Source organism: Achromobacter sp. SIMBA_011 (genome assembly GCF_046535435.1).
GTDB lineage: Bacteria > Pseudomonadota > Gammaproteobacteria > Burkholderiales > Burkholderiaceae_B > Achromobacter > Achromobacter dolens.
Genome location: NZ_JAWRWN010000079.1, coordinates 1 through 410 on the forward strand (window position 1 = coordinate 1; position 410 = coordinate 410).

A 410-nucleotide genomic window follows, 5' to 3' on the forward strand; every position below is an offset into this window, starting at 1 on the left:
GCTCGCGCATGCTGATTTCGGATTTCGGAGCGCCGGAAACGGGAAGTGTCCAGGCCCCGGCCGATCAGCTGGCAGGAACCCTCATCCTCCAGGCCAATGAGGAATGGCTCGATACCGCGCTCGTCAACGCCACCGACAGCTGGTATCTGGCGCGTGAAGCGGAGACCTTGCCCGATCACGAAGCGCCGGTCTTTTCCGCGCTGGTGCCTGACAGAAGCCGCGACCGCAACATGGCCTGCCTGATGGTCGGCCGTGACAAGGACGGTTATGGCGATCTTGCCGCCATGATGGGGCTGGACAATGCCGAATTCGGCAAATGCGCCGCCGCCTATCCGGGCGTCGCTTCGGCCTGGGAGAATTTTCTGGCGCCCCACCGCAGCCAGACACCGTCCAGATTTTCCGTTAGCTAT

1 protein-coding gene is annotated in these 410 nt (G+C 62.7%); it reads left to right on the forward strand.

Annotation, left to right across the window (positions count from 1 at the left end; genetic code table 11):
- The coding region (locus tag SB816_RS29995; RefSeq protein WP_410547991.1) for a DUF4344 domain-containing metallopeptidase at nt 1-410 on the forward strand (410 nt) is incomplete at both ends.